Below are 26,470 nucleotides of genomic sequence, written 5' to 3'. Positions count from 1 at the left end.
CCGGGCTTCCTCCCGGCGGGCGGGCCGGCCCGGCTACGGCTTGCGCGCCTCGATCAGGAAGCGCGCCGAGTGGGCGACGAACGGCCCGTCGGCGCGGATCCGCCCGTCCAGCTCGCGCAGCCGGTCCCGGTGGGTCTCGACGGTGAAGCCCGGGACCATCCAGACCACCTTGCGCAGGAAGTACACCACCGCGCCGATGTCCCGGAACTCCGTCCGCAGCCGCTCGGACCGCAGGTCCACCACCTCCAGCCCGGCCGCCCGCGCCTCGGCACTCTCCACCTCGGGGCGGCGGCCCTCCCGTGCCTCCGGCTGCGGCCCGAGGAAGTACTCGACCAGCTCGAAGACCGACGCCGGGCCGACGTGCTGGGCGAAGTACGTGCCACCGGGGCGCAGCACCCGGGCGATCTCCGTCCACCAGGCCCGCACCGGGTGCCGGCTGCTGACCAGGTCGAAGGCCCCGTCGGCGAACGGCAGCGGCGGCTCGTCCGGGTCCGCGACCACCACCGCGCCCAGCGGGTGCAGCAGCCGCGTGGCGCGGGCCAGGTTGGGCGGCCAGGACTCGGTGGCCGCGAGCACGGGCGGCCGCCCGCCCAGCCGTACGGCGCCCGCGAGCACCTCGCCCCCGCCGGTCTGGACGTCCAGCGCCGCCGTCGCCGCACCCAGCCGTCCGGCCAGCAGCCGCTGGTAGCCCCAGGAGGGCCGCTCCTCGGTCGCCCGGCCCTCCAGCCAGGAGAAGTCCCAGCCGTCCACGGACACGGACTCCGCCTCGGCGATCAGCTCTTCGAAGGTACGCATGTCCGCATCATGACGGCGGGTCCACCGCCCGGCCAGCGGATTCCCTCGGCCGAGGCGCCGACAGCTACTGCATCGGCCGCGGCTTCCGAAAATTGATGACGGATCCTCATATTCCTGTGGAAGAAGCTCGATTGGCCCCGACAGAACCTTCACGCGATGTTGGGGAAATCTCACCTCGGCGGAGCCCGGAGCTAACGTCGTGGTTACACACCGTCGGTACGCTGGGGGACAACGGTGATCGGCAACGGACCCGAGGGGAGGCGGCGGTGACGGCACGGCGCATCTCGCGCGGCAAGCGGCTCGCCCTTCTCTTCGCCGCGCTCGTCTCGGCCCTGTTCGCCGTCCTCGGGACCGGCGCCCAGGCGTACGCCGCCGAGCCGCTGCCGAAACCCGCGGCGGCTGCCGAGGGGGACCCGACCTGCAAGGCCCACCACGCCGCGGAGGCCCTGACCGGCCGGGCCGCGGTCCGCCACCGCGCGTGCGGCGGCACGGCCGTCCGCACGGCCCTCCTCGCCCCGGTCGGCACCGGCGTCGCGGCCACACCCGCCACGGTGCCCACCGGGCCGGTACCGGAAGCGAACGGGTCGAGACCGGCCGCGCTCGCGCGCCTCCAGGTGTTCCGCTGCTGACAGCTCCCGCGAGCTGACGCTCCCCGCACGCGATCCGGCGCGCGCCCGGTACGGGCACGCGCGGCCCCGCCATGCCCTCGGCCGACGATCCGCGGCCCGGACCGGCGCACCGCTCCGCCGCACCCGCGTCAGCCCGCCGCTGCCCCATGACAGCAGCTCCCCGCCCGGCACCACCCGGGCGGGCAGAAGGAGACCTCTCATGCAGTCCCTCGTGACGCACGCCCGCGTCTTCCCGCACCGGCTCGCCACCAGCGGCCACGACCTCGGCCGGCTCTCGGCCGGGCAGGCCCCCGAAGCCCTGTTCATCACCTGCTCCGACTCCCGCGTGGTACCGGCCCTGATCACCGGATCCCGCCCCGGGCAGCTGTTCGAGCTGCGCACCGCCGGGAACATCGTCCCCGCCTACGACACCACCGCCCCCAGCGGTGAGGCGGCCACCATCGAGTACGCCGTCGACATCCTCAGGGTCCCCGACATCATCGTCTGCGGGCACTCCCACTGCGGGGCCATCGGTGCCCTCGTCCGGGCCGAGGACCTGGCCCCCGTCCCCGCCGTGCGGACCTGGCTCGAGCACGCCGCTCCGCCCACCCGCCACCTCGCCCCCGTTCCGGCCCACGACCAGGAGGCGGACGTCGCGGGGCCGGTGCAGCGCAACGTGCTCGCCCAGCTCGACCGGCTGCACACCTACCCGGGCGTGACCCGCCGCCTGGCGGAGGGCACCCTGCGCCTGCACGGCTGGTACTACGAGGTGCACACCGGCACCGTCCTGGCCGGCTCGGACCGGGGGTTCCTGCCGCTGTGAACACGCCCGACCGCAACCGCATCCCCGACCGCTCCGGGCTCCGTGGCCGCAACCGGGTTCCCGACGGCTCCGGGCCCCGTGGCCGCAACCGGGTTCCCGACGGCTCCGACCGTTCCGCCGCGTCCGCGCCGCGCGGCCCCTTCGCGCACTGGCGCCAGGACCTGCCCGCCTCGCTGGTCGTCTTCCTGGTGGCCGTCCCGCTCTGCGTGGGCGTCGCCGTCGCCTCCGGCGTGCCGGCCGAACGCGGCCTGATCACCGGCATCGTCGGCGGCCTGGTCGTCGGCCTGCTCCCCGGCAGCAGCCTCCAGGTCAGCGGGCCGGCCGCCGGACTGACCGTTCTCGTCTACGACGCCGTCCAGCAGTTCGGGCTCGCCTCCCTGGGGCCCCTCGTCCTCGCCGCCGGGGTCCTCCAGGTCACGATGGGCCTGCTGCGGATGGGCCGCTGGTTCCGCGCGATCTCCCTGTCGGTCGTCCACGGCATGCTCGCCGGGATCGGCCTCATCCTGATCCTCGGCCAGCTGTACGCCGTCTCCGGCCGGTCCGCGCCGGGCACCGGCCCCGCCAAGGTGGCCGGGCTCCCCGCGCTGCTCGGCGACTGGCTGACCGGCCGGGCCGCGATGACCGCCGTCCTCATGACCGCCGCCACGGTGGCCCTGCTGATGTGCTGGAAGAACCTGCCCGGCCCCGTCCGCGCGGTGCCCGCCCCGCTGGCGGCGGTCGCCCTCGCCGCCGGTGCGACCGCGCTGTTCGACCTGGACGTCCCCAGGGTGGACGTGGACGGCCTGCTCGGCGCCGTCGCCGTCCCGACCGCGGACGGCTTCGGGGCCGTCGCGAGCGCGGCGGGCCTCGGCACCGTGCTCGCGTTCGCCGTCATCGCCTCCGCCGAGAGCCTGTTCAGCGCCGCCGCGGTCGACCAGATGCACGACGGACGCCGCACCGACTACGACCGGGAGCTCACCTCCCAGGGCGTCGGCAACGCCCTGTGCGGGCTGCTCGGCGCGCTGCCGATGACCGCCGTGATCGTCCGCAGCGCCGCCAACGTCCAGGCCGGCGCCCGGACCAGGACCTCCCGCGTCCTGCACGGTGTCTGGCTGCTGCTGTTCGCCGCGCTGCTGCCCGCCGTCCTGGGACTGATCCCGCTCGCCGTCCTCGGCGGCGTCCTCATCCACGCCGGCGGCAAGCTGATCCCGCTGCGGCAGGGCGCGGCCCTGTGGCGGGCACACCGCGGCGAGGTCGTGGTACTGACCGCCACCGCCGGCGCGATCGTCGTCACCAACCTCTTCGAGGGCGTGCTGCTCGGGGTGGCCCTCGCCGTCGCCAAGAGCGCCTGGCAGACCTCCCGGTTGCACATCGATCTCACCGACGACGGTGACGGTCGACCGCTGCAGGTCCGGCTGAGCGGCAACGCCACCTTCCTGCGGCTGCCCCGCCTGCTGGACACGCTGGAGTCGCTGCCGACGGACCGCGCGGTCGACCTCGACTGGAGCGAACTGCGCCACCTCGACCACGCCTGCCGCAGCGCCCTGCTCACCTGGGCCGACCAGCACACCGCACGGGGCAGCACCGACGTACGGCTGAAACCGCCACTGGTCATGAGCGCCTGACGGTCGGACGGACGGCGGGTGGGCGGGGCGGTTCACGGAGCGCCCCGCCCACCCGCCGACGCGCCCTCGCGGAGCAGCCCGCGGCGGTTCACCGAGCCGACCGTCGACCGCCGCGGTGTCCCGCGCCGGCCGGGCGTTCCGCTAGCGTCCGGACTCCTCCGCCCCGACCCCGGCGGTGACCTCAGCCAGCTGGTCGAACGTGCGGTTGAGTACCAACCGGCGTTCGTCCTTGTAGCCCGGGGAGGGTTCCAGGTCGTCGACGGTCCGCTCCCAGACGGCCATGAACGCCGCCTTCCAGCCCGTGATCACGTCGGTTTCCGGCAGCTGGTGGACACCGTGGCCGGCCCGCGCCATGACGTGCAGCAGCTCCAGGTTGCACGGCACGGCGACGCCCCAGTACTCGTCCGGTTCGAGCTCGACGGGATCGCCGGCCATCGCCTCGGCGACCTCGGTGACGAGCCGGTCGATAAGGACCGACAGGTGGTCTAGAGCCGTGTCGCTCTCGAAGTTCCCACTGCCCCACGTGCCCACGAGGTCTCCTCTGAAGGGTGCCGCCGTCTGTCCCCGCCATCGAAGCAGGCGGCACTGACACCGCCGGGCGGCCCGTCCGGTCGCGGCGACGGCTCAAGCGACGGCTCTGGCTCCGGCTCGGGCTCCGGAGACACCGACAGGGCCTTCCGGCGGCCGAGGAGCAGGACCGCTCAACGGGCCCACGCTCCCCCGTCGTTCGACCGTTCACCCCGGCCCGCCACGGATTCGGACACCGCGACGAAGGCCCGCACGAGGGGGCGGTCGTCTCCTCGGCGGGTGGCCAGGAAGACCCGGCTCACGGCGGAGGGCCCGTCGAGTTCGAGGCTCCGGGCACCCTCGGGAAGCAGCGTGGTGACGCTGTGGGGGGCGATGGTGACACCCAGGCCGGCGGCGACCAGCATGGTGATGGTGTGCCAGTTCGAGCACTCCTGCGCGACCCGGACCTCGTTGCCGGTGTCCCGGATCGGCCGGGTGTTCACGTCGAAGGCGCGGGCCCCCGCCGAGCGCGGGAAGAGGATCAGGGGGTCGGCGGCCAGCGCCGCCGGTTGCACCCGCTCCCCCCGCGCGGCGGGGTGGTCGGCGGGAACGACCGCGACGAACCGTTCCGTCGCCAGGAGGGCGAGGTCGATGTCGTCGCGCTCCTCGGCGTCCCGGACGATCCCGATGTCGGCCGTGCCGCGTTCCAGGGCTGTCAGGACGTCGACGGTGAAGCCGTCGTGGAGCCTGACCTGGACGTCCGGGCGGCGGAGCGAGAAGGCGCGGAGCCGTTCACTGACGATCGCGGTGGCGGAGGTGATGAAGGCGACGTCCAGGCGGCCCGCCTCACCACGGCCGACCCGGCCGGCCTCGTCCAGATCGGCGGCCAGCCGGCCCAGGATGTCCCTCGCCCGCGGCCGGAACGTCACTCCGGCGTCCGTGAGGCGGACGCTCCGGGACGTCCGCCGGAACAGCTCGACACCGACGATCCTCTCCAACTGCCTGATCTGCTGGGACAGGGCCGGCTGGGCGATGTGCAGCAGCCGCGCGGCACGGCCGAAGTGCAACTCCTCGGCCAGCGCCAGGAAGTACCGCAGGTGCCGGAGCTCGATTCGCTGATCCATATCTCCAGCCTATGGATGGCGGCCGGCGTACGTATTGGACACCTGGGTGGGCACGGCCGCAGGCTGACGTGGTGCCATCCAGGGAAGGAAGCCGCCCCGTGCCGTACGCCTCAACCCCGCCCGTGGTCTCCTCGATCGCCTCGCCGAGCGACGCCGAGGCGTTCCGCACGCTGAACGAGGAATGGATCGCGCGGCTGTTCACCCTGGAGGAGGCGGACCGGACCGTGCTCGGGGATCCGTTCGGCCGCATCGTCGCCCCGGGCGGCGACGTGCTCCTGGCCCGCGAGCCGGACAGCGGAACCGTCGTGGGCTGCGTGGCGCTCCTGGCCCACCCCGACGCCGTGTTCGAGCTGGCGAAGATGGCCGTGGACCCCGACGCGCAGGGGCGTGGCATCGGCCGCCTGCTCGTGGCCGCCGCGATCGACCGGGCCCGGGAACTCGGCGGGACCAGGCTGTTCCTCGGCACCAACAGCAGGCTGGCCCCCGCCGTCCACCTCTACGAGGACGCCGGGTTCGTCAGGATCACCCGCGACCGGCTCCCGGTGGCCGACTACTACGCCCGCGCCGACATACTGATGGAACAACTGGGCTGAGGCCCGTGCCGCCCGTCCGTACCGCCCGCGCCTGCGCCTGCGGTGCGGACGGACGCGTGAACGGAGGAGGTCGGCATGGACGGTGGTCACCACGGTCGTGACGGCGGTGACTCGTGGCCCAGCGGTGCCGTCGTCGGCGGCAACGGGCCCTTCGGCAGCGACGGGCCCGTCGGTAGCGGCGGCGGCCGTGGCAGCGGCCCGGCAGCCCACCGGTACGATCACGGCCCGGGGTTCGGGAGCATCGAGGAACGTGACGCGCCCGGTGCGCGCGAAGCACCTCAGGACGGGGGGACGACCGTGGAGTTGCCCGACGGGATTCGTACGGAGATCAGGGCCCTGTGCCAGGAGGGTGATGCGCTGGTCGGACTGGGAGAGTTCGCCGAGGCCAAGCAGCGCTACCTCGAAGCCCTTCGGCTGCTGCCGGGCGACCACCGCGCATGGGTGGCCGCGACCTGGATCTACGTCGCGATCGGAGACGTGCACTTCCGACTGGGCGTCCACGACAGGGCCTACAAGTGCTTCTACAACGCGGTCCAGTGCCCCGACGGACTCGGCAATCCGTACGTCCACCTACGGTTGGGCCAGACCGCCTTCGAGCTGGGCGACCACGACCGCGCCGCGGACGAGCTGATCAGGGCCTTCATGGGAGGCGGGCCCGAGATCTTCGAGGAGGCCGACCCCAAGTACCTCGGGTTCCTGAGGACTCGGGCCGACCTGAACCGCTCGGGCGCCGTCACCTCCTGACAGCCTGCCACCGGGTGAGCCACCCGGAACCCCATCCCTGACCGCCCGGGGCCGGGCAGGTACCACGACGTCGAGCCCGGTCCGAGCCCCGCTGCGGCCGCTACGCGCCCGGGTCGACGCCGTCGGCAGCTCCTCGGACCTGGGCCGGCCGCCGCCCGATCTCGCCTGGCACCCGGGCCCGGTGGGCCCGGCGTCGGCCGGCCCCACCGGCTCACGGTCCGACGCTTCCTGCTGCGCGGTCAGCTCATCAGCACGCTGAACGCCCTCCCGCTACGCATGCTCGGCAGCCCCCGCGCCCAGCGGGTTCAGCAACCACGTGGCGCGGTCCGGGTTCGGCGACCAGGGCTCGGTGGCGACGAGCACGGACGGGTGCCCGTCCAGCCGCCCGGTGCCCGCGAGCACGTCGCCGTCACCGGTCTGGACGTCCAGACTCCCTGCCGCCGTGCCCAGCCGCCCGACTGGCACCACCGGTAGCCCGCCCGCGTCCTCCCGGCCAGGAGAAGTCCCAACCGTCCACGGACACGGCCTCGACCTGGGCGTCGACGACCAGCTGGCCGAAGGCGCACTCGTCCGCATCGGTCCGCATCACCGCAGCGTAGGCGCCGTCCTGCCGGTGGATCGGCCGGCCGTCCAGCGGCCCCCGTTCCCCGCTCCCCGCCTCTCGGCGGTTCCGTGACGGCCCCGAAAAACGGGTACTCACCGCCGGTACGGCCGCGCCATGATGGCGCCGCGGCGGACCGTTGCCGCTCCCGCCGACGCCCCCTGGAGGTCCTGACAGCATGAGCCAGTCCGCCCTCGGCCGCTTCTACGACGATTTCGCCGACGACTACCACCTCCTCTACGCCGACTGGAACGCCTCGCTCGCCCGTCAGGGCTCCGCGCTGGACGCCGTGGTCCGCGCGGCTCTCGGCGACGGCCCCGCCGAGGTGCTGGACTGCGCCTGCGGTATCGGCACCCAGGCGATCGGCCTGGCCGCCCTCGGCCACCGCGTCACCGGCACCGACCTGAGCCCGGTCGCCGCCGCCCGCGCCACCGCAGAGGCCGCCGAGCGCGGCCTCCGGCTGCCCACCGCCGCCGCCGACATGCGGGAACTCCCCTTCCCGGACGGCCGGTTCGACGTCGTCGTCTGCGCCGACAACGCGCTGCCTCACCTGCTCACGGCCGAGGACGTCCGCGCCGCGCTCGGTGAGATGCGACGGGTCCTGCGCCCGGGCGGACTACTCCTGGTCACCACCCGCCCGTACGACGAGCTGCGCCGCACCCGGCCCGCCTCCACTCCGCCGCAGACCGCCGAGCACGGCGGCCGACGGTCGGTCCTCTTCCAGCTCTGGCAGTGGCACGAGGACGGCGAGCGGTACGACCTGGAGCTCTTCCGGCTGCTGCCGGACGAGGCCGACGAGTGGCGGGTCGCAGTCCGCCGCTCCACGTACTGGGCGCTCACCCAGGACGAGCTGAGCGCCTTCGCCGCCGAGGCCAGCCTGGCCGGCATCCACTGGAAGCAGCCCGCCGACACCGGCTTCTTCCAGCCCGTCCTGATCGCCCGGACGCCCTGACCTGCGCGGACGCGGCGGCCTGCCGTGGCAGGGTCCTTTTGCGCCTCCACTTTTGCCGATCCATGTTAATTTTTACTCATGCGAGTAAAACCTGACTCCTCTCCTGCCGCTCCCGCCTCCGGCCGGAGCGTCACCACTGATGCCCGACGCGCCCAGATCGTCGCCGCCGCGATCGGGACCGTCGCCGAACTCGGCTACGCCCGGGCCTCGTTCGCGCAGATCGCCAAGCGGGCGAAGCTCTCCAGCGTGCGGCTGATCTCGTACCACTTCCAGGACAAGGAAGACCTCTTCCAGGCCCTCGTCGACTCCGTCCAGGAGTCGGCGCAGGCCTTCATGCAGCCGCGCATCCATGCCAGGTCCGCGCCCGCCGCGCAGCTGGCCGCCTACATCGAGGCGAACCTGGAGTTCCTGGCGGAACACCCGGTCGAGGTACGGGCGCTGGTGGACGTCCTCGCCAACGCCCGCCGGGAGGACGGCAGCCCGCTGGTCAGCTCCGCCGGCTTCGACACCCCCGTCTCGCTGCTGGTCCGACACCTGCGGGACGGACAGCTCAGCGGTGACTTCCGGCCGTTCGACCCTGAGGCGATGGCCCTGGCGATCCGCGCCTCGATCGATGCGGCCGCCAACCGGCTGTCCGCCGGGGACGACTTCGACGTCCGCGCCTACGGGCGCGAGCTGGTCACCCTCTTCGCCCTCGCGACGGGGACCGAGGCCGGGACCGAGGAGACGAAGTGACCCTCCACGCCGCCCCGCGCCGAACCGCCCTCCTCTTACCCCTGCTGATCGATCTCGTCCTCCCTCTCGCCGTCTACTACGGGCTGCGCTCGGCAGGCGCGGACCAGTGGTGGGCCCTGCTGTGGTCCGCCGCCGTACCCGCGGTCACCGTGGTGGTACGGCTGGTCCGAACCCGCCGCGTCGACTTCCTGGCCCTGCTGATCCTCAGCATGATCGCCCTCGGTCTGGTGCTCTCGGTTCTCACCGGGGACGCCCGCACCCTGCTGATCCGCGAGGCCTGGACGGGCATGCTCGGCGGGCTCCTCGGGATCTGGCTGCTGGCCTCCGTCGGCTACGGGCGTCCGGCTCTGATGGTGGTCTTCCGCTCCTTCGTGCAGGCCAAGGCGGGCGAGGACGGGCTGCGTGCCTGGGAGGCACGCTGGGAGCAGGACTCCGCGTTCCGTCACGGCGTCCGGGTGCTCACCGCGGTCTGGGGCACTGCCAGCCTGCTCAACGCCCTTGCCCAACTGGCCTTCGCGTACCTCCTTCCCATCGACACCGCCCCGGCGGCCATGAACCTGTGCTGGCCGGTGATCGCCGCGCCGCTGCTCGTCTTCCACCTCCGGTACACCAGGCGCCACGGCCTGCGGGCCTGACCGGAACGGGGCCGGGCCGTCCGCGCTTCCTCCGCTACCCGCCCAACGCCACCACCGCCTCCGCGACCCGGCCCGCGCCGTCCTCCTTCGCCAGGGCGCGGGCCGCCTCCTGCGCCCGTTCCCGCAGTCGCCGCTCCTCGACGGCCTGACGGATGGCCTGCGCCAGACGGTCGGCGGTCAGGTCGGTGAACCGGACGGGAGCGGTGGCGGCACCGAGCCGGTGGAGCCGGTCGGCCCAGAACGGCTGGTCCGCCGTCACCGGGACCGGGACGCTCGGCACGCCCGCGCGCAGCGTCGCAGCCGCCGTGCCCGCACCCGCGTGGTGCACGACCGCCGCCATGCGCGGGAAGAGCCGGGCGTGCGGCAGTTCGCCGACCGTCAGCACGTCGTCGCCCTCCCCGGCGATCCCGGCCCAGCCGGCCTGCACCACGCCCCGGACTCCCGCCCGCCGCAGGGCCTCCACCGCCAGGGCGCTCAGCCGCTCGCCCTGCCCCGCCGCCATGCTGCCGAAGCCGATGAACACCGGCGGCGGCCCGGCCCGCAGGAAGTCCTCGACCTCGGCCCGGAGGCCGTAGTCCTCCGCCGCGTACGGCCACCAGTTGCCGACCACCCGCAGCCCCTGCCGCCAGTCGGCCGGGCGCGGTACGAGGGTCGGGCTGAAGCCGTGCAGCACCGGCCAGTGCGCCCGCTCCACGGCCCGCCGGCGCGCGGTCTGGGAGAGCGCCGGGAGGCCCAGCCGCGACCGCAGCCGGTGTGCGGCCCCGGTGTGCAGGCGGTCGACGACCCGTTGGCCGAGCGCGCCCGCCGCCCGGTTGCCCCAGCTCCCCAGCGAGCGGCCGCCCCCGACGACCGGCGGGAACTCCCGCGTCGGCAGCGTGGGTTGCAGGTAGACCCCGATGCTGGGGACGCCCATCGCCTCCGCGAGGTGCCAGCCCAGCGGCGCGGTGGTGGTGCTCAGCAGGAGTAGATCGGCTCCGGGTGCGGCGGCGTCCGCGAGCCCGTCACCCAGCTTCCCGATGAACGCCGCGGCCCGCGCGAGCAGTTCGGAGCGCCCGCCCGTCGGACCGGTGCCCGCCCCGCGCGGATCGACCGGGAGCGGGCGGAAGTCGAGGCCGCTGGCGGCCACCAGCTCGCGGAAGGTCTCGGGCGCCGCGAGCGCGACCTCGTGCCCCGCACCGCGCAGGTACGCCCCGAGACCAGTGTAGGGGGCGACGTCGCCGTGCGATCCGGCGGCCGTGACGAGGATTCTCATCGAGCCTCCTCCTCAGGGTCGCTCCCGCTGCGCCGCTCGGCGTTGGCGCCGATCGCCGCACGCAGGTAGCCGGCCAACCCCGGGCGCTGCTCGGCCGGCGGGACAACGAGGGCGAAGGCACGGGCGTCCGCCTCGTAGTCGTCGGCGATCCGGCAGTGCATCTCCGGCGGGCAGGGCGTGAACCACCGGGTGATGTGCTGCCGGTGCTGCTCGGCGAGGTCCAGCACCGTCCGGTGGTCGACCGGCAGTGCCCGGTCGAAGGCCTCCAGCAGTCGGCCGCGCCACTCCGCGGCCTCCGCCATCAGCTGCCGCCAGTCCTCCTTGGAGTGGGTGGCGGCGCGGGCCAGGGCCTCCTGGTGGCTGTCCCGCTCGCCCCACTTGAGGTGGGCGTCGGCCGCGTAGCTGAGGTCGAAGACGACGTCCCCGAAAACCTCGAAGCGCTCCTCCGGACTCAGCTCGACCCCGGTGCGCTGGACCTCGATGGCCCGCTCGGCGACGTCGACCAGCTTCTGCAGCCGGGCGATCTGCTCGGTGAGGGCGTGTCGTCTCGCCAGCAGGTGGTCGAGGGCGTTGGCCTGCGGGTCCGCCAGGATGTCGACGATCTCGTCGAGCGGGAAGCCGAGTTCCCGGTAGAACAGGATCTGCTGGAGCCTGGCGAGGTCCGCGCCGTTGTAGAGCCGGTAGCCGGCCGGGCTTCGCTCACTGGGCGTGAGCAGCCCGGACCGGTCGTAGTAGTGCAGGGTCCGGATCGTGACCCCGGCGAAGCCGGAGACCTGGCCCACCGACCAGCTCATGCGTCACTCCGATCATCCGTGCGTTCGCTGCGCCCCCACCGTGCGGCCTGACGTGGGGTAAGGGTCAACACGCGCAGCTCAGGGGCCTGCTCCGGATGCCGGACGGCGTCCTCGGTCAGGTCTCGCGCTGCGGGTGGTAGGCGGTCTCGGGTATGCCGAAGGTCCAGGCGACCCCGGCTCGCGCGGTGCGGGTGCTCGGGGGGACGCGCAGCCAGTAGGTGCGGTGGGTGCCGTCCGGCTCGGGCGTGGAGTTGACCACCTCGACCATCACCACCGGCTCGTCGTCGGGCAGGACGATCCGCCAGAGCACGCCGGTCTCGTCCCGGTGGACGGGCTCGGCGCCGGAGTCGGCCAGGTAGCGCTCGTAGCCGTAGTGCTCCAGCAGGACGCGGCGCAGCTCGGCGTTCTCCTCGGTGCGGATCCGCTCGGCCGTCACCTCGGCCAGGCCGGCCAGGAACTCCGGCGGGACGGGCATGCCGCGCCAGGCGTGCAGGGCGAAGCCGTCGGCGTACTCCAGGGCGGGCCCGTCCGCCCGGTCGAGCCGCCCGGCCTCGTCGCGGTGCAGGCCGGTCGGCCGTTCGCTGAGCAGGGCCACGTCCCGGTACGGCCACCACCAGCCGACCTCCCGGGCCAGTTCGGCCAGTGGTGCGACGGCGTCGGCGCTCGCCCCGGCGGCCTCGAAGGCGGCGAACCACGGCGCGTCGTGCTGGCCGCGCACGGCGTCCAGCAGGGCGAGCCGGACGGTGGTGCGACGGGCCCGGGCCTCCTCGGCCACCGCGGCGTCGGCCTCCCGGTCGGCCTCGGGGGCGAGCCGGTCGAGCACCGCGTTGCGCAGCCGGTCGGCGAGCGGGGTGGTGACCGGGCCGAGCTCGCCCCCGGTGAGCGCCCAGTGGCCCGCCCACCCGGCGGCGCCGACCTGCTCGACGGCCCGCCGCCTGGCCTCCTCCCAGGGCTTGGTGCGCACGGCCTCGCGCACACTCTCCGCCCCGGCGGCCCGCAGCTCCAGCGCCGCCCCGGTCGCGGCGAGCGGCGAGCCGAACCACCGGATCGCCGCGGGCTCGGGCAGCCCGGCCGCCCGGTAGGCGGCCCGGACGGCGCGCTCGGCCGCCGCCCGGTCGCCCGCTCCGGTGGCCGCCGCGGCCGCCCGCCAGCGGGCCGTCACCTCGACCGGCCCGGGCAGCTCCCGCGCCTGCGCCCGGTCGCCGTGGACCTCGTCGTGGATCACCGTCTCCATCCCTGCTCCGTTCCCGGCCGGGCTCCCCGCCCGGCCGTCCGTTCCCGTTCCGTGCCGCGGCCACGGCCACGGCCGCGCTCCGCCCTCGTGTCCGCACCCGCCCGCCGACCCCCGTACGGCGGGCGGAGCGGTCGTCAGTCCGCGACCATCCGCACCGCACCCGGCACGTACTCGCGCTGGCGGACCACCCGGTACCAGCCCTTGGGCAGCGGTATCGCCGCGTGCTCCTCGTGCACCACCCGGCCGCCCTCGGGCAGGTGCAGCCAGCCCACGCCGAACGGCCCGGTCTCCCGGCGCAGCACGCCGGGGCCGACCACGGCGTGCGCGTGCCCGGTGACCTCGCCGAGCGCGAGCACCATCCGGCCCCGCGCGTCCCGGGGCTGCACGGCCAGCTCCACCACCCTCGGCGGCACCGCGCCCTCCTCTACCGGCACGATCAGCACATCGCCCTGGCGGTACATCAGTCCTCCCTCGCCGTACGGAGGGGCTCCGGCGGACGCCGGAACCCATGGCTCCGCCGCGTCCGCCGCGGTCACTCTCCGGAGCCAGGACCCGAACATAGAGCAAGGGTCTGACAACGCGCCCGGGCGGCGACCCGGCCGCCGGATTGTCAGTCCCGGCTGGTAGACAGTTGTTCGGCCCCGACCCCAGAGGAGCAGCGCATGACTGTCAACGACCACATCGAGCGGTTCCACGGCCTTCCCGTCTTCGACTTCGTCGAGGCCTTGGAGGAGGCCGAGGAGAAGGGCGGATCGGGCGCCCTCGAACTGCCTGACGCGGCCTCGGCCGCCTGGCGGGTCAAGCTCGACTACGAGTCCGAGGCGACGTTCGCCGAACGCTGGGAGCAGTTCCTCGGCGCCGTCGACACCGAGCGGGTCACCGCCCTGGTGATCGGCCAGTGGTCCCCGGAGGAGCCGGAGGGCTTCCAGGAGCCGATGGAGGCGATCGTCGCCGCCGCCGGCCGGCTGCCCGCCCTGCGCGCCCTGTTCGTCGGCGACATCACCTTCGAGGAGTGCGAGATCTCCTGGATCCAGCAGTGCGACATCACGCCGCTGCTGACGGCCTTCCCGCGGCTGGCCGAGCTGGTGGTCCGCGGGGCCTCGCAGGACTGGGACGGCAAGGGCGGTCTGGCCCTGAAGCCGCTGCGGCACGAGGCGCTCGAGGCGCTGCGCTTCGAGGCCGGCGGCCTGCCGGGCTCGGTCGTGCGCTCGGTGGCCGGCTGTGACTTCCCCGCCCTGGAGCGGCTGGAGCTCTGGCTGGGCGTGGACAACTACGGCGGCGACGCGACGATGGCCGACGTCGCGCTGTTCCTGGACGGCACCCGCTTCCCCAAGCTGCGCCACCTCGGCCTCCAGAACAGCGAGTTCCAGGACGACATCGCGGCCGCCGTGGCACACGCGCCCGTGGTCGCCCGGCTGGAGTCGCTCAGGCTCTCCATGGGTGTGCTGACCGACCAGGGCGCCACCGCACTGCTGGAGGGCCAGCCCCTCACCCACCTGCGCTCCCTCGACCTGCACCACCACTACCTCACCGAGGAGATGCAGCAGCGCCTGCGTCAGGCCCTGGCCGGTGTCGAGGTCGACCTCTCCGAGCCCGGCAAGCCCGACGACCAGTGGCGCTACGTGGCCGTGGCCGAGTAGTCGTCAACGCCCCGCGCCCGCCTGATCGCCCGACAGCCCGACCGCCCGCGTACTCGCCCACCCCGACCGACCAGGATCCGACATGTCCATCTCCCGCCACATCGAACGCTTCCACGAGCTGCCGATCCACGAGTTCGCCCCCGACGACACCCGGCCGCGGCCCGCCGCCGACAGCGTCGCCTGGCGGCTCGCCCTCGCGTACCGCTCCGAGCAGGACTTCGCCCAGCTCTGGCAGTCCTTCCTCCAGGACGTCGATCCGGCGAGCGTCCGTGCCCTGGTGATCGGTCCCTGGTGGAACGGGGCCGAGGGCTACGGCTCCGTCGGCCCGGTGATCGAGGCCCTCACGGCCGAGGCCGGGCGCCTGCCCGCCCTGGAGGCGCTGTTCCTCGCCGAGGTGACCTACGACGAGTGCGAGGTCTCCTGGCTGGTGATGGACGACGTCACCCCGCTGCTGGCCGCCTTCCCCGCGCTGAAGTCGCTGGCCGTGCGCGGCGGTACGGACCTCGGCCTGGATCCGGTCCGTCACGACGCCCTGACCAGCCTGCGCTTCGAGTCCGGCGGACTGCCGGCCACCGTGGTGCGCGCGGTGGCCGCCTCCGAGCTGCCCGCACTGGAGCGTCTGGACCTCTGGCTCGGCGTGGACGAGTACGGCGGTGACGCGACGATGGACGACCTGGCGCCGTTCCTGGACGGCTCCCGGCTGCCGGAGCTGCGCCACCTCGGGCTGTCCAACAGCGAGTTCCAGGACGAGATCGCCGCCGCCCTCGCCCACGCCCCGATAGTGGCCCGGTTGGAGTCGCTCGACCTCTCCATGGGCGTGCTGACGGACGAGGGCGCCACCGCCCTGCTGGAGGGCCAGCCCCTCACCCACCTGAACTCCCTCGACCTGCACCACCACTACCTGAGCGACGCGATGCAGGAGCGTCTGTCCGAGGCCCTGCCCGGGGTCGGGCTCGACCTCGACGAGGCCGAGGGTGACGACCCGGACGACGAGGACGACCGCTACGTCTCGGTCTCCGAGTAGGCGGGCGGCGGAGGCGATGACCATGCGACTGACCGTCCTGGGCAACCCGGGGCACCGACGGGTGACGCTGTTCGCGGCCGCCGCCCGGGCCGCCGGGCTGCCCGAGCCCGCCGTCCTGCCCTGGCTGGACGTGCTGCGCGGCCGGTACCGGCTGCCCGAGGGCGGTCTGCTGCGCATCGAGTCGCCCGGCGAGGATCCGGAGGTCGACCGGCTGCTGCGCGGCCCGGCGCTCGGCCCCGGCTACGCCCCGACCAGGGTCGAGGGCACGGCCGTCTGGTACGCGGGGGTCATGGCCGCGCTGCACGGGCTGGCCGCCCGGCCCGGTGTACGGCTGCTCGGCGATCCGGAGGAGATCGCCGTGATGTTCGACAAGCGCCGTACCCACGCGCTGCTCGCCGGGGCCGGGGTGCCGGTACCCAGGGCACTAGGCGGCGAGGTCACCGGCTGGGAGCACCTGCGCGGGCGCCTCGCCGAGGCCGGCCTGCACCGGGTCTTCGTCAAGCCGGCGCACGGCTCCTCCGCCTCCGGGGTGATGGCCCTGGAGTTCGGACCGCGCGGGCAGCTGCAGGCCACCACCTCGGTGGAGCTGGCCGACGGCCGACTCCACAACTCGCTGCGGGTGCGCCGCTACCGCGGCGAGCGGGAGGTCGCCGCGATCGTCGACGGCCTGGCACCGGACGGGCTGCACGTCGAGCAGTGGATCCCGAAGGCCTCGCAGTCCGGGCGCTCGGCGGACCTGCGGGTCGTGGTGGTCTCCGGCCGCGCCACCCACGCCGTGGTGCGCACCAGCGGCCAGCCGATGACCAACCTGCACCTCGGCGGCGCCCGCGGCAGCCTAGACCAGGCCCGGGAGGCCGCAGGGCCGGCCTGGCCGGCCCTGCTGGAGACGGCCGAGCGCGCGGCGGCCTGCTTCCCCGGCTCACCGATGGTCGGCGTCGACGTGCTGCCCACGACCGGCTGGCGGCGCGCCCTGGTCGGCGAGGTGAACGCCTTCGGCGACCTGCTCCCCAACCTCACCGGCCTGCCCGGCGGCCCCGCCGAGGGCCTCGACACCTACGGCGCCCAACTGGCCGCGCTGACCGCCCCCTCCCCGTCGTCGCCCGCGGCGACGGACCACCAGATCACGGAACCCGCTCGATGAACCACCCGACCACCCTCCCGTCCCCCGACATGAACGCCGTCGTGGGCAGCCACGACCTGCTGCTCGTCACCCTCGACACGCTCCGCCTCGACGTCGCCGAGGAGCTGGCCGCCGCCGGCCGCATCCCGAACCTCGCCGCCGTCCTCCCCGGCGGCCGCTGGGAGCACCGGCACTCGCCCGGCAGCTTCACCTACGCCTCCCACCAGGCGATCCTGGCCGGCTTCCTGCCGACGCCCGCCTCCCCGGACGGCCCGCACCCGCGCCTGTTCGCGGCCCGCTTCGCCGGTTCCGAGAGCACCGCCCCGCGCACCTGGGTCTTCGACGCCCCCGACCTGCCGACGGCCCTGGCCGCGGCCGGGTACCGCACGGTGTGCATCGGCGGTGTCGGGTTCTTCAACAAGCAGGGCCCGCTGGGCTCGGTGCTGCCGGGCCTCTTCCAGGAGAGCCACTGGGCGCCCGAGTTGGGCGTGGCCTCGCCGACGTCCTTCGAGGAGCAGGTCGCCCGGGCCGAGCGGGTCGCCGCCGAACAGTCCGCCGACCAGCCGCTGTTCCTCTTCCTGAACGTCTCGGCGCTGCACCAGCCGAACTGGTTCCACCTGCCCGGAGCCACCCGCGAGCACGGGGACTCCCGGGCCACCCACGCCGCGGCCCTGGAGTACGTGGACACGCACATCGGCCGGCTGTTCGCCGCGATGAGCGCCCGCCGCCCCTGCTTCGCGATCGTCTGCTCCGACCACGGCACCGCCTACGGCGAGGACGGCTACACCGGCCACCGGATCGGCCACGAGGTGGTCTGGTCGGTCCCGTACGCGCACTTCACCCTCCCCGCCCGAGCGGCGGGCACCGCCACGACCTCCGAGGAGCGCGCATGACCACCGCACCCCCGCGCCCGGACTCGCCGTACCAGTCGTACGTCTACGCGTACCCGCACAAGACGGCCTACCGCCCGCTGCCCGAACGCCCGCCGCTGCGCGAGCTGTGGGCCGGCGAGGCGCAGCACGCGCTCTCGCTCTACCTGCACATCCCGTTCTGCGAGGTCCGCTGCGGCTTCTGCAACCTGTTCACCCGGATCGGCAGCCCCGAGGGCCTGACCACGGCCTACCTGGACGCCCTGGAGCGCCAGGCCACGGCGGTGCGCGCGGCGCTGGACGAGGGCGCCCGGTTCGCGCTGGCCGCGTTCGGCGGCGGCACGCCCACCTATCTGACGGCCGGTGAGCTGGAGCGGCTGTGCGACATCGCCGAGCGGCGGATGGGCGCCGACCTGCGGGCGATACCCCTCTCGGTGGAGGCCTCGCCCGCCACCGCGACCGCCGACCGGCTGGAGGTGCTGGCCGCCCGGGGCACCACCCGGCTGAGCCTGGGCGTGCAGTCCTTCGACGACGCCGAGGCGCGCTCCGCCGTCCGCCCGCAGAAGCGGTCCGAGGTGGAGGCCGCCCTCGGCCGGATCCGCGCGGCCGGGTTCCCGGTGCTCAACATCGACCTCATCTACGGCATCGACGGCCAGACCGAGGCGAGCTGGCTCCGCTCGTTGGACACCGCGCTCGCCTGGCAGCCCGAGGAGCTGTACCTCTACCCGCTGTACGTCCGCCCGCTGACCGGCCTGGCCCGGCGCGGCGAGCAGGAGAGCCGGGCCGCCTGGGACGCGCGCCGGCTCGCGCTCTACCGGGCCGGCCGCGACCACCTGCTCGCCCACGGCTACCAGCAGGTGTCGATGCGGATGTTCCGCCGCGCCGCCTCCCCGCAGGCCGGCGCGGGCGAGTACGCCTGCCAGACCGACGGCATGGTCGGCCTGGGCTGCGGCGCCCGCTCCTACACCTCCCAGCTGCACTACTCCTTCGACTACGCGGTGAACGCCACCGAGGTGCGCGGCATCATCGACGACTACGTCGCCACCGAGGACTTCCACCGTGCCGAGGTGGGCCACCGGATGGGCGGCGCGGAGCCGCGCCGGCGGCACCTGGTGCAGTCGCTGCTCCAGGCCGAGGGCCTGCCCTTGGCGGACTACCGCGCCCGGTTCGGCGGTTCACCGGCCGAGGACTTCCCGGCGGAGCTGGCCGAGTTCGCGGAGCGCGGATGGCTCGACGACGGCGACGCGGAGTTCCTGCGCCTCAGCCCGGAGGGGCTGGCGCACTCGGACGCCGCCGGGCCGATGCTGTTCTCGCCCGAGGTCCGGGCCCTGATGGCGGCGTACGAGGCGAAATGACCTTCCTCGGCATGCCTTCCGCCTCACCGCTGCCGGAGGACGGGGCGCGGAGCCTCACCCTGCTCTACCGCGGCCCGCTCGCCTCCTGCGACTACGACTGCCCGTACTGCCCGTTCGCCAAGCGGCGCGACAGCCCGGAGCAACTGCGCTCCGACCGGGCCGCGTTGGAGCGTTTCACCGGCTGGGCCGCCGGGCGCGCGGGCACCGGCGACACCCTGTCGTTGCTGTTCACCCCCTGGGGCGAGGGGCTGGTGCGGTCCTGGTACCGCCGCGCGCTGGTCGAGCTGAGCCGCCTGCCGCACGTCCGCCGGGTCGCGATCCAGACCAACCTCAGCTGCCGCACGGGCTGGCTCGCCGAGGCGGACCTCGACACCCTCGCCCTCTGGGTCACCTTCCATCCCGGCCAGGTCACCCGCGAGCGCTTCCTCGCCAAGTGCCAGGAGTTGGACGCACTCGGCGTGCGCTACAGCGTCGGCGTCGTCGGCCAACCCGAGCACCTCGCCGAGGCCCGCCGGCTGCGCGCCGAGCTCCCCGAAGGCGTCTACCTGTGGGTCAACGCCGCCGAGGGCCTCGGCTACACCGACGCCGAGGCCGCCCAATGGGCCGCCGTCGACCCGCACTTCGGCTACAGCCGGCACGCCCACCCCAGCGCCGGGCTGCCGTGCCGCACCGGGGAGTCCGTGCTGTCGGTGGACGGCGACGGCACCGTGCGCCGCTGCCACTTCGTCCGGGACGTCCTCGGCAACCTCTACGACGGCAGCTACCGCGCGCAACTGCTGCCGCGAGCCTGCCCGTTGCCGGTCTGCGACTGCCACATCGGCTACGTCCACCTGGAGACGCTGCCGCTGTACGAGCTGTTCGGCGCGGGTGTGCTGGAGCGCGTGCCGCACGGCTGGTCCGGGGGCCGGTCATAAATCGGTTGCCAGTCGGCCACTCTGTGTGAAAGCGTACGAACAACCGCGCAGGACCAGCTGGTTCGGAAGGGAGGCCCGCAGATGATCAGTGGCATACGGCTCGCCGTCGTGCCGGGCCTCGTGCTCGGTGACACCCCGGCTCGCGCTTCGACGCGCGAGCCGCACCCGGCCTGACGCCCGCGCCCGCCGTCCCGGCGGCGCCACGGCCCGACGCGCCTGCTGCTCGCCTCCTCGTCGAAGTGCTCTTCGTGCCCCTTGCACGTTCGACCTCGAGGAACCCCTGGTGTCCGACACCCACCGGCCAAGCATCGTCACCCTGCCCACCACCTCCGTCCTGCCCGCACCCTGGCACAGCGAGAACGGCACGCCCCCGCCGCGCCGCCTGATCGCCGCCGACGACACCCTGCGCGCCGAGGCCGCCTACCGGTCGGCCTGCGAGGGGACCGCCCTGCTCTGGCAGGGCGACTACCCCGGCGCGCTCCGCCTCCTGCACGCCATGCGCCGCCGCGCCGAGCGGCGCCGGCCCCGATCCGCCCCCGGCTCCTCGGCCGAGGCCTTCCGGCAGCACCGCCGGGAGCGCGCCCGCCTCGCGCGCGTCCTGGGCATGCTGCTGGTACCGCTCGGCGCGGATCACCGCGTCCGGCTCCACCGGGCGCCCGACGTCCGCGAGGCCTGCCGGGCGGCCTACGGACCGCTCCTTGACAACAGAATCGTGTCCCTGCGCGAGCTCCTGGGTGTGATCGGCGCCCACCAGTGGCGCGCCAGAGGCGTCGAGGTCCCGGCCCTCGGCGCCCGCATCCACCCGCACTACGGGGTCTTCTCACCCGTCCGCGGCGAGTACGTCGACCTCGTCGCCCGGGCGCCGCTGCCGCCGGCCGCCCATGACCACCCCACCGCCTACGACCTCGGCACCGGCACGGGTGTGCTCGCCGCGCTCCTCGCCCGGCGCGGCCTGCACGAGGTCCTGGTCACCGACGCCAACCCGCGCGCCCTCGCCTGCGCCCGCGACAACGCCCACCGGCTCGGTCTCGCCGACCGCATCGAGACCGCCGGCACCGGCCTCTACCCTCCCGGCCGCGGCCGGGTCGCCCTGGTCGTCTGCAATCCCCCGTGGCTGCCCGGTCGGCCGGGCTCCGCGCTCGACGAGGGCGTCTACGACCCGGGCAGCCGCATGCTCCGCGGCTTCCTCGACGGCCTGGCCGACCGTCTGCTGCCCGGCGGCGAGGGCTGGCTCGTCCTCTCCGATCTCGCCGAACACCTCGGCCTGCGCTCCCGCGCCGATCTGCTCGGTGCCGTCTCCGGAGCCGGGCTGCGCGTCACCGGGCGCCTCGACACCGTCCCCCGCCACCCGAGGGCCACCACCCCCGACCGGGCCGACCCCCTCCTCCACACCGCCCGCGCCGCGGAGATCACCTCGCTCTGGAGGCTGGCCCCCGCATGACTCCCGGCGACCTGCCGCACACAGCCCGAAGCAGCCCTGCGCCCACCGGGCGACCCGGCCCGCACGTCCCTAGCCTGGTGACAGAGAGGAGGCGAAACACCATGCTTGGAGACGCTCCGCTGCAAGCAGTCATCCCCGCCACCGATCTCGCCCGCGCCAAGGCCTTCTACACCGACACCCTCGGCCTCAAGCTCGCCGAGGAAGGTGAGGAGGAGTTCGTCTGCGACTGTGGCGGCACCCAGTTCACCGTCTACCGCACTCCCAGCGGCGGACAGGCCGCCCACACCCTCGCCAGTTTCAAGGTCGCCGACCTCGACGGCGAGATGGCCGGCCTCCGCGACCGCGGCATCACCTTCGAGGAGTACGACTTCCCCGGTCTGCAGACCGTCAACGGGGTCGCCGAGGGCGAGGGTATGCGCGCGGCCTGGTTCAAGGACAGCGAAGGCAACATCGTCTGCGTGTCCCAGCGGGTCGGCCAGTAGCCGTCCCGCACCCGGCCCACCCGTCAAGCGCTGCACCGCACCCGTCGGACACGGCGCCGCTGCCCGGCCCGCTCGTACGGAGCGGACCGGGCAGCGGCAGCAGGTGCCAGGTGGCCGTCCTTGGCTGGACCCGCCCGAACACGAAGAACGGCCACGCCGATGGAGCGGCCGCCCCCGGGTCGCGGCCGCTCCGGACGCCTCGCTCCGGTGGCGGCCCGCCACCGCCTCGCCTTGACTGGTGCGGACCGCCGCCCGGATGCGGGAGGACCGAGGGATGAGATTGCCGAGGGGCACCCGCGGCCGCCGGAAGGAACAGCTGCTCCTGGCCCGCATGCGGGTCGTGCGGGCACGGAGTGAGGCCGAGCGGCGCTTCCCGGTGATCACCGAGCTGACCGCCCGCCTGTTCTCCCCCGGCCTACTGGACTCCGCCACCCGGATGGCCTCCCAGCTGTTCCTGACCTCCATCCCCCTCCTGTTCGCCGTTGCCGCCTTCGCCCCCGAGGGCGTGCGGAACCAGATGAACTCCTCACTACGCTCGCTGTTCGGCATCTCCGGCGCCTCCGCCGAGCAACTGCGCCAGGCGCTGTACAGCCCCGGCGACCTGCGGCAGACCACGGGGATCATCGGCCTGCTGATGGCACTGCTGTCCGGCACGAGCTGCAGTCGGGCGGTCGCCCGGGTCTGCGAACACGCCTGGCAGCTGCCGAAGTCCGGCACCAGGGTCGCGGCCTGGCGGTGGCTGCTGTGGATCGCCTGCTGGGTGGTCGTGCTGCTGTTCCAGGGCGTGCTGCGGAACGGCTTCGGCGCCGGGCTCTGGCTGGGCCTGCCACTGACCTTCACGGCCTCTTTCCTGGTCTGGTGGTGGACCGCCCGTCTGCTGTTGAGCGCACGGATCCGTTGGTTGTCCCTGGTGCCGGGAGCGCTGCTCACCGCCATCGCGTCCACCGCGATGTCGCTGACCGCCCGGATCTACATGCCGATCGCACTGAACCGCTCACTGGCCCAGTACGGCTCGCTGGGCCTGGTGCTGATGGTGCTGTCCTGGCTGATCGCCTTCTGCATCGCCGTCACCTTCGCCATCACGGCCGGCGCGGTGCTGGCCCAGGAGAGGCCGCTCAGCGCCTACCTGGGGCCGACCGGCCCCGAACGGCGCGGAACCTGACCAGCCGCCCCGGCACCGGTCACCCGCCACACCCGTCATACCCGTCACACCGACGAACGCGCCGGCGGCGTCGGACGACCCGACCGCCCGCGCACCCGCCGACAGACCGCACGGACCGAGGCGACCGGGTCGAAGGAGCCCGGGCGGTCCCGGGTCAGCGGGTAGCAGGCGAACCCGATCAGCGCCGCGCTGAAGTGGCCGATGCTCGTGTAGTCCCGGCTCTGCTGGACGCCCAGCCCGTAGACCACCAGCACTCCCACCGCGTACAGGTACCGCCAGGGACGCACGATCAGGTAGGTGAGGACCGCGACCACGCCGGCCAGCGCGTAACTGACGCCGTAGTCCAGGGTGTAGAGGGCCCTCGGTGAGGCCAGCCCCCGGTGGATCGCCCAGCCGAGCACGCCCTCGCTGAGGTAGGTGGCGCCGACGTGCGCGAGCGCCGCCACCGAGATCCAGCGCAACGTGCCGAGCCATCGTTCGGCGGGCACATGGAAGAGGTTGTACAGCAGGAAGTAGAACGGCCAGCCGCCGCCCGCGATCCACAGGGCGCTGGTGACCAGGACGCGCACCGGCGACACCTGGAGATGGTGGAGGTTGGTCGAACGCCGCTCCAGGATGCGGTCCGCGGTCGCCGGATCGACGTGCCGGATCACCTGCGTGGTGACGAGCAGGACCGCCAGCCAGGTGTAGGTACCCGGCGCGCGCCGGACATAGGCCCACACCGCGTGGACGGCACGCGCCCACCAGGGCCGCCGGTGCGCCTTGGCGCCCCTGGCTGTGCTGCCGGCCATCGGCGCCTCCTCGACACTCCTCCCCCTTACCCTCGCCCCCGCCCGACCCGGCCGCCACCCGCCACCCGCCGTCCCTGTGCTGCCCGCGGGAATCCGCCTACCTCACACGCCCCGCCGCCGGCCCCGACGGCCTCCACGGCGCTCGCGTACGCTGGCGCTCGGACCGTCCCGGTCGCGGCCTCCCCTCCACGTACCGGGCGGGGCCGGTACCGGGAACCGCCGAGCAAGGGCACCAGGCACGATGAGCGATCGCCTCGCGACGAGGACACCGACCAGCACCGCTGCTCCCCGGCACCCGGCGCTGAGAGCCGCCGTCCGCCTGCGCCTCACCACGGCGTACGTCCTGCTGCTGACGGTGACGGCCTCCTGGCTGGCGAGCCAGGGCCATGCCGAGCGGGCCCGGTTCGTCCGGCACAACAGCAGCAACGTCCATCACATGGAAGTGGGCAAGTGGTGGACCCTGTTCACCAGCGGCCTGGTGGTCGACGGGGTTCCGGCCTGGGCAGGGATCGCGGCGGTCGCCGCCGTCCTGGGCCTGGCCGAGTGGCGCTGGGGTCCGGCCCGGGCCGGTGCGGTCTTCGTCTTCGGGCACCTGGGCGCCACGCTGCTCACCGAGGGCGCCATGTGGGTGATGCTGACCGCCCGCATCCCCGGCGCACTCTCCCGCACCCGGGACGTGGGCATCAGCTACGGCCTGGTCGCCACCGGCGCCTGCCTCCTCGCGCTCGGCCCGCGCCCGCTGCGCCGTTACGGCCTGCCGGCGCTCGCTCTGGCCCTGGCCGGCGCCTGGGCACTGGACCAGCAGCTGGCCGACGCCGGCCACCTCGTCGCCCTCGGGCTGGGCGCCCTCGCCTCCCGCACCGTCTGGATGCGCACCCGGGCGCCCGCCACGGCCTCCTGATCCACCCCAACCACCCGTCCAGTCAAGCAAGTTGACCAACGGGCCGGTCGACGCGCAGCAGCCGGGAGAACCCTCGTCGCCACCCGGGACTCCGTATGCTCTTGCATTACTCTGCAAATCTATGCCAGAGTTCGGGCATCGGATCGATTACGCCGAATTCCGTCACACATCGCTAGATCAGGGGCCCGCTCACGCGGGTCAAGGGTGCATCCATGTCGAAGGTCTTGAGCAAGCTGCCGGTCGGTGAACGGATCGGCATCGCATTCTCCGGTGGGTTGGACACCTCCGTCGCCGTAGCGTGGATGCGCGAACACGGTGCCTTCCCCTACGCCTACACGGCCGACATCGGCCAGTACGACGAGCCGAACCTCGCCGACGTCCCGGCCCGGGGCCGCGCGTACGGCGCCGAGCAGGCCCGGCTGGTGGACTGCCGGGCCGCGCTGGTCGAGGAGGGCCTGGCCGCCCTCGCCTGCGGTGCCTTCCACATCCGCTCCGCCGGGCAGACGTACTTCAACACCACCCCGCTCGGCCGCGCCGTGACCGGCACGCTGCTGGTGCGCGCCATGCAGGAGGACGGCGTCTCCATCTGGGGCGACGGCTCCACCTACAAGGGCAACGACATCGAGCGGTTCTACCGCTACGGCCTGCTCGCCAACCCCAACCTGCGGATCTACAAGCCGTGGCTGGACCAGGCGTTCGTCGACCAGCTCGGCGGCCGCAAGGAGATGTCCGAGTGGCTCGCCGAGCGGGACCTTCCGTACCGGGACTCCGCCGAGAAGGCCTACTCCACCGACGCCAACATCTGGGGCGCCACCCACGAGGCCAAGCGGCTGGAGTACCTGGACGCCTCCCTGGAGATCGTCAGCCCGATCATGGGCGTGGCCTTCTGGGACCCGGCGGTCGAGATCCAGACCGAGGACGTCACCGTCGAGTTCGAGTTCGGCCGCCCGGTCCGGATCAACGGCCAAGAGTTCGCCAGCGCCGTCGACCTGGTCCACGAGGCCAACACCATCGGTGGCCGGCACGGTCTGGGCATGTCGGACCAGATCGAGAACCGCATCATCGAGGCCAAGAGCCGCGGCATCTACGAGGCCCCCGGCATGGCGCTGCTGCACATCGCCTACGAGCGGCTGCTCAACGCCATCCACAACGAGGACACCATCGCCACATACCACACCCAGGGACGGCGGCTCGGCCGGCTGCTGTACGAGGGCCGCTGGTTCGACCCGCAGTCGCTGATGCTCCGGGACAGCATTCAGCGGTGGATCGGCCACCCGGTCACCGGCAGCGTCACCCTGCGGCTGCGGCGCGGCCAGGACTACTCGGTCATCGACACCCAGGGCCCCAACTTCAGCTACCACCCCGAGAAGCTGTCGATGGAGCGCAGCGTCGACGCCGCGTTCGTCCCCGACGACCGCATCGGCCAGCTGACCATGCGCAACCTCGACATCGCCGACTCGCGCAGCAAGCTCGAGCAGTACGCGGTGCACGGCCAGCTGGCGCCGTGGAGCGGCCTGATCGGCGAGCTCGCCCCGGGCGGCGCGGCTCCCATCGCCGCCGGCAACGGTGACGAGGAGGACCCGAACGCGCTCGACCACGCGGCGCTCGAGTCCGGCACCGACTGACGCGCCTCACGCCCGCGGAGGGCCGTCGCACCCCAACGGTGCGGCGGCCCTCGGCCGCTCTCCCGGCGCCTCCGCTCCGCCCGCCCCCACCTCCCGGCCCCGGCACCCGCCACCGCTCCCCATCCGCGCTCCGCCCCGCCCTCAC

The 26,470-nt window shown here is 73.9% G+C and carries 28 protein-coding genes; 19 read left to right on the top strand and 9 right to left on the bottom strand.

Features of this window, described 5'->3' with window-relative positions:
• Positions 1-33: 33 nt before the first annotated feature.
• Entirely contained in the window at positions 34-795 is a 762-nt protein-coding gene (locus ACFVU7_RS22105; protein ID WP_387826562.1) for a class I SAM-dependent methyltransferase, read from the bottom strand.
• A 266-nt stretch (positions 796-1,061) separates the two neighbouring features.
• On the opposite strand from ACFVU7_RS22105, the gene ACFVU7_RS22100 reads away from it, so the two are divergent.
• From ACFVU7_RS22100 to ACFVU7_RS22090, 3 genes are all read left to right on the top strand, one after another.
• Positions 1,062-1,424, top strand: a complete 363-nt coding sequence (locus ACFVU7_RS22100; protein ID WP_049653423.1) for a hypothetical protein — start codon at positions 1,062-1,064, stop codon at positions 1,422-1,424.
• 199 nt (positions 1,425-1,623) lie between these two features.
• Positions 1,624-2,226 carry a carbonic anhydrase gene (locus ACFVU7_RS22095; protein WP_049653421.1) on the top strand — a complete coding sequence of 201 codons (603 nt, stop codon included), beginning with the start codon at positions 1,624-1,626 and terminating at the stop codon, positions 2,224-2,226.
• A gap of 161 nt (positions 2,227-2,387) precedes the next feature.
• The gene (locus ACFVU7_RS22090) at positions 2,388-3,830 is read left to right on the top strand and encodes a SulP family inorganic anion transporter (RefSeq protein ID WP_388046654.1); all 1,443 of its coding nucleotides are present in this window, start codon (positions 2,388-2,390) and stop codon (positions 3,828-3,830) included.
• A gap of 141 nt (positions 3,831-3,971) precedes the next feature.
• On the opposite strand, the gene ACFVU7_RS22085 is transcribed toward ACFVU7_RS22090, so the two are convergent.
• Both ACFVU7_RS22085 and ACFVU7_RS22080 read right to left on the bottom strand, forming a co-directional pair.
• Positions 3,972-4,361, bottom strand: coding sequence for a DUF4259 domain-containing protein (locus ACFVU7_RS22085; RefSeq protein ID WP_388046583.1), 390 nt, complete (start codon positions 4,359-4,361; stop codon positions 3,972-3,974).
• A 170-nt stretch (positions 4,362-4,531) separates the two neighbouring features.
• Entirely contained in the window at positions 4,532-5,461 is a 930-nt protein-coding gene (locus ACFVU7_RS22080) for a LysR family transcriptional regulator (RefSeq protein WP_074004826.1), read from the bottom strand.
• A 98-nt stretch (positions 5,462-5,559) separates the two neighbouring features.
• Between ACFVU7_RS22080 and ACFVU7_RS22075 the strand changes: the two genes are divergently transcribed.
• Together ACFVU7_RS22075 and ACFVU7_RS22070 are read left to right on the top strand one after the other, a co-directional pair.
• Positions 5,560-6,054, top strand: a complete 495-nt coding sequence (locus tag ACFVU7_RS22075) for a GNAT family N-acetyltransferase (RefSeq protein ID WP_388046581.1) — start codon at positions 5,560-5,562, stop codon at positions 6,052-6,054.
• A 297-nt stretch (positions 6,055-6,351) separates the two neighbouring features.
• Positions 6,352-6,798 carry a tetratricopeptide repeat protein gene (locus tag ACFVU7_RS22070; RefSeq protein WP_388046579.1) on the top strand — a complete coding sequence of 149 codons (447 nt, stop codon included), beginning with the start codon at positions 6,352-6,354 and terminating at the stop codon, positions 6,796-6,798.
• A 270-nt stretch (positions 6,799-7,068) separates the two neighbouring features.
• Here ACFVU7_RS22070 and ACFVU7_RS22065 read toward each other — a convergent pair whose 3' ends face one another.
• Entirely contained in the window at positions 7,069-7,266 is a 198-nt protein-coding gene (locus tag ACFVU7_RS22065) for a hypothetical protein (protein ID WP_388046578.1), read from the bottom strand.
• A gap of 311 nt (positions 7,267-7,577) precedes the next feature.
• Here ACFVU7_RS22065 and ACFVU7_RS22060 point away from each other — a divergent pair, with 311 nt between their 5' ends.
• The 3 genes from ACFVU7_RS22060 to ACFVU7_RS22050 all read left to right on the top strand — a co-directional run bounded on the left by ACFVU7_RS22060 (position 7,578) and on the right by ACFVU7_RS22050 (position 9,721).
• The gene (locus ACFVU7_RS22060; protein WP_388046576.1) at positions 7,578-8,351 is read left to right on the top strand and encodes a methyltransferase domain-containing protein; all 774 of its coding nucleotides are present in this window, start codon (positions 7,578-7,580) and stop codon (positions 8,349-8,351) included.
• Between the two features lie 78 nt (positions 8,352-8,429).
• Entirely contained in the window at positions 8,430-9,086 is a 657-nt protein-coding gene (locus tag ACFVU7_RS22055) for a TetR/AcrR family transcriptional regulator (protein WP_388046575.1), read from the top strand.
• Positions 9,083-9,721, top strand: a complete 639-nt coding sequence (locus ACFVU7_RS22050; RefSeq protein ID WP_388046573.1) for a VC0807 family protein — start codon at positions 9,083-9,085, stop codon at positions 9,719-9,721. Before ACFVU7_RS22055 ends, ACFVU7_RS22050 begins: the two co-directional genes overlap by 4 nt.
• A 34-nt stretch (positions 9,722-9,755) precedes the next feature.
• On the opposite strand, the gene ACFVU7_RS22045 is transcribed toward ACFVU7_RS22050, so the two are convergent.
• From ACFVU7_RS22045 to ACFVU7_RS22030, 4 genes are all read right to left on the bottom strand, one after another.
• The gene (locus ACFVU7_RS22045; RefSeq protein ID WP_388046571.1) at positions 9,756-10,973 is read right to left on the bottom strand and encodes a glycosyltransferase; all 1,218 of its coding nucleotides are present in this window, start codon (positions 10,971-10,973) and stop codon (positions 9,756-9,758) included.
• Positions 10,970-11,767, bottom strand: coding sequence for a MerR family transcriptional regulator (locus ACFVU7_RS22040; RefSeq protein WP_388046569.1), 798 nt, complete (start codon positions 11,765-11,767; stop codon positions 10,970-10,972). The genes ACFVU7_RS22045 and ACFVU7_RS22040 overlap by 4 nt, the downstream gene beginning before the upstream one ends.
• 115 nt (positions 11,768-11,882) lie before the next feature.
• The gene (locus tag ACFVU7_RS22035; protein WP_380778125.1) at positions 11,883-13,001 is read right to left on the bottom strand and encodes a DUF6745 domain-containing protein; all 1,119 of its coding nucleotides are present in this window, start codon (positions 12,999-13,001) and stop codon (positions 11,883-11,885) included.
• A 134-nt stretch (positions 13,002-13,135) separates the two neighbouring features.
• A complete protein-coding gene (locus tag ACFVU7_RS22030; protein ID WP_388046567.1) occupies positions 13,136-13,462 on the bottom strand; it encodes a hypothetical protein in 327 nt (108 codons plus the stop codon).
• Between the two features lie 201 nt (positions 13,463-13,663).
• On the opposite strand from ACFVU7_RS22030, the gene ACFVU7_RS22025 reads away from it, so the two are divergent.
• The 9 genes from ACFVU7_RS22025 (at position 13,664) to ACFVU7_RS21985 (ending at position 23,008) form a co-directional block, all read left to right on the top strand.
• Positions 13,664-14,641: an STM4015 family protein gene (locus ACFVU7_RS22025; RefSeq protein ID WP_388046565.1), complete on the top strand. Its 978-nt coding sequence runs from the start codon at positions 13,664-13,666 to the stop codon at positions 14,639-14,641.
• A gap of 82 nt (positions 14,642-14,723) precedes the next feature.
• A complete protein-coding gene (locus ACFVU7_RS22020) occupies positions 14,724-15,665 on the top strand; it encodes an STM4015 family protein (RefSeq protein ID WP_049652830.1) in 942 nt (313 codons plus the stop codon).
• Between the two features lie 16 nt (positions 15,666-15,681).
• Positions 15,682-16,806, top strand: coding sequence for an STM4014 family protein (locus ACFVU7_RS22015; RefSeq protein WP_388046562.1), 1,125 nt, complete (start codon positions 15,682-15,684; stop codon positions 16,804-16,806).
• A 29-nt stretch (positions 16,807-16,835) separates the two neighbouring features.
• Complete coding sequence (locus ACFVU7_RS22010; protein ID WP_388046653.1) at positions 16,836-17,678, top strand: STM4013/SEN3800 family hydrolase; 843 nt, start codon at positions 16,836-16,838, stop codon at positions 17,676-17,678.
• The gene (locus ACFVU7_RS22005) at positions 17,675-19,009 is read left to right on the top strand and encodes an STM4012 family radical SAM protein (protein ID WP_388046560.1); all 1,335 of its coding nucleotides are present in this window, start codon (positions 17,675-17,677) and stop codon (positions 19,007-19,009) included. The genes ACFVU7_RS22010 and ACFVU7_RS22005 overlap by 4 nt, the downstream gene beginning before the upstream one ends.
• A gap of 11 nt (positions 19,010-19,020) precedes the next feature.
• A complete protein-coding gene (locus ACFVU7_RS22000) occupies positions 19,021-19,923 on the top strand; it encodes an STM4011 family radical SAM protein (RefSeq protein WP_049652847.1) in 903 nt (300 codons plus the stop codon).
• A 283-nt stretch (positions 19,924-20,206) separates the two neighbouring features.
• A complete protein-coding gene (locus ACFVU7_RS21995) occupies positions 20,207-21,364 on the top strand; it encodes a methyltransferase (protein ID WP_388046558.1) in 1,158 nt (385 codons plus the stop codon).
• Between the two features lie 101 nt (positions 21,365-21,465).
• Positions 21,466-21,846, top strand: coding sequence for a VOC family protein (locus ACFVU7_RS21990; RefSeq protein ID WP_049652838.1), 381 nt, complete (start codon positions 21,466-21,468; stop codon positions 21,844-21,846).
• Between the two features lie 274 nt (positions 21,847-22,120).
• Positions 22,121-23,008: a YhjD/YihY/BrkB family envelope integrity protein gene (locus ACFVU7_RS21985; protein WP_079272594.1), complete on the top strand. Its 888-nt coding sequence runs from the start codon at positions 22,121-22,123 to the stop codon at positions 23,006-23,008.
• Between the two features lie 44 nt (positions 23,009-23,052).
• On the opposite strand, the gene ACFVU7_RS21980 is transcribed toward ACFVU7_RS21985, so the two are convergent.
• Positions 23,053-23,799: a rhomboid-like protein gene (locus ACFVU7_RS21980; protein ID WP_380781097.1), complete on the bottom strand. Its 747-nt coding sequence runs from the start codon at positions 23,797-23,799 to the stop codon at positions 23,053-23,055.
• A 241-nt stretch (positions 23,800-24,040) separates the two neighbouring features.
• On the opposite strand from ACFVU7_RS21980, the gene ACFVU7_RS21975 reads away from it, so the two are divergent.
• Both ACFVU7_RS21975 and argG read left to right on the top strand, forming a co-directional pair.
• Positions 24,041-24,700: a rhomboid-like protein gene (locus ACFVU7_RS21975; protein ID WP_388046556.1), complete on the top strand. Its 660-nt coding sequence runs from the start codon at positions 24,041-24,043 to the stop codon at positions 24,698-24,700.
• Between the two features lie 212 nt (positions 24,701-24,912).
• Entirely contained in the window at positions 24,913-26,325 is a 1,413-nt protein-coding gene (argG, locus tag ACFVU7_RS21970) for an argininosuccinate synthase (protein WP_049652841.1), read from the top strand.
• The last annotated feature ends 145 nt before the right edge of the window (positions 26,326-26,470 follow it).

Origin of the sequence: Kitasatospora sp. NPDC058046 (assembly GCF_042885595.1) — a bacterium.
In the GTDB taxonomy this organism is placed as follows: domain Bacteria; phylum Actinomycetota; class Actinomycetes; order Streptomycetales; family Streptomycetaceae; genus Kitasatospora.
Note: the sequence above shows the minus strand (reverse complement) of the source record. Positions and strands in the feature narration are given on the sequence as shown.

Bases quoted from the DNA above. Each gene is read 5' to 3' on its own strand.
- ACFVU7_RS22000 (WP_049652847.1), top strand. From the start codon at position 19,021: ATGCCTTCCGCCTCACCGCTGCCGGAGGACGGGGCGCGGAGCCTCACC.
- ACFVU7_RS22020 (WP_049652830.1), top strand. From the start codon at position 14,724: ATGTCCATCTCCCGCCACATCGAACGCTTCCACGAGCTGCCGATCCAC.
- ACFVU7_RS22005 (WP_388046560.1), top strand. From the start codon at position 17,675: ATGACCACCGCACCCCCGCGCCCGGACTCGCCGTACCAGTCGTACGTC.
- ACFVU7_RS22035 (WP_380778125.1), bottom strand. From the start codon at position 13,001: ATGGAGACGGTGATCCACGACGAGGTCCACGGCGACCGGGCGCAGGCG.
- ACFVU7_RS22030 (WP_388046567.1), bottom strand. From the start codon at position 13,462: ATGTACCGCCAGGGCGATGTGCTGATCGTGCCGGTAGAGGAGGGCGCG.
- ACFVU7_RS22040 (WP_388046569.1), bottom strand. From the start codon at position 11,767: ATGAGCTGGTCGGTGGGCCAGGTCTCCGGCTTCGCCGGGGTCACGATC.
- ACFVU7_RS22045 (WP_388046571.1), bottom strand. From the start codon at position 10,973: ATGAGAATCCTCGTCACGGCCGCCGGATCGCACGGCGACGTCGCCCCC.
- ACFVU7_RS22095 (WP_049653421.1), top strand. From the start codon at position 1,624: ATGCAGTCCCTCGTGACGCACGCCCGCGTCTTCCCGCACCGGCTCGCC.
- ACFVU7_RS22025 (WP_388046565.1), top strand. From the start codon at position 13,664: ATGACTGTCAACGACCACATCGAGCGGTTCCACGGCCTTCCCGTCTTC.
- ACFVU7_RS21975 (WP_388046556.1), top strand. From the start codon at position 24,041: ATGAGCGATCGCCTCGCGACGAGGACACCGACCAGCACCGCTGCTCCC.
- ACFVU7_RS22010 (WP_388046653.1), top strand. From the start codon at position 16,836: ATGAACGCCGTCGTGGGCAGCCACGACCTGCTGCTCGTCACCCTCGAC.
- ACFVU7_RS22080 (WP_074004826.1), bottom strand. From the start codon at position 5,461: ATGGATCAGCGAATCGAGCTCCGGCACCTGCGGTACTTCCTGGCGCTG.
- ACFVU7_RS22060 (WP_388046576.1), top strand. From the start codon at position 7,578: ATGAGCCAGTCCGCCCTCGGCCGCTTCTACGACGATTTCGCCGACGAC.
- ACFVU7_RS22015 (WP_388046562.1), top strand. From the start codon at position 15,682: ATGACCATGCGACTGACCGTCCTGGGCAACCCGGGGCACCGACGGGTG.
- ACFVU7_RS22055 (WP_388046575.1), top strand. From the start codon at position 8,430: ATGCGAGTAAAACCTGACTCCTCTCCTGCCGCTCCCGCCTCCGGCCGG.
- argG (WP_049652841.1), top strand. From the start codon at position 24,913: ATGTCGAAGGTCTTGAGCAAGCTGCCGGTCGGTGAACGGATCGGCATC.
- ACFVU7_RS21985 (WP_079272594.1), top strand. From the start codon at position 22,121: ATGAGATTGCCGAGGGGCACCCGCGGCCGCCGGAAGGAACAGCTGCTC.
- ACFVU7_RS22105 (WP_387826562.1), bottom strand. From the start codon at position 795: ATGCGTACCTTCGAAGAGCTGATCGCCGAGGCGGAGTCCGTGTCCGTG.
- ACFVU7_RS21990 (WP_049652838.1), top strand. From the start codon at position 21,466: ATGCTTGGAGACGCTCCGCTGCAAGCAGTCATCCCCGCCACCGATCTC.
- ACFVU7_RS21980 (WP_380781097.1), bottom strand. From the start codon at position 23,799: ATGGCCGGCAGCACAGCCAGGGGCGCCAAGGCGCACCGGCGGCCCTGG.